The 237-nt window shown below is 65.4% G+C and carries 1 protein-coding gene; it reads left to right on the top strand.

Going from position 1 to position 237, the window contains the following annotated elements; translation table 11 throughout:
• Nucleotides 1-237: hypothetical protein (locus ACM0OY_RS40655; protein ID WP_414574340.1), on the top strand; the 237-nt coding region annotated here is incomplete at both ends.

The following is a 237-nucleotide window of genomic DNA, read 5'->3' as shown; positions in this document are numbered from 1 at the left end:
TCTGATGGATGCAGAGATCGAGGGGCCGCCCACGGATCAGGTCTGGGTCAATTTCGGCGTCGGCCGCGCCTTCATCTGCCTGCCCTATGCGGGCAAGACCGTGCGGCTGTTCACCTACGGCCAGCCGCTGATCGACAGCATCCCCAGGGATTGGCGGCTGGGTGAAATCCGCTGGCGCAGCGATTTCACGGTGTCGCACCGCATCGCGGACCGGCTGTCCGTCGGTCGGATCGCTCT

This window comes from Nostoc sp. CCY 9925, from assembly GCF_963920935.1.
In the GTDB taxonomy this organism is placed as follows: Bacteria; Cyanobacteriota; Cyanobacteriia; order Cyanobacteriales; family Nostocaceae; genus Nostoc.
This window is presented reverse-complemented; position numbering and strand designations above follow the sequence as displayed.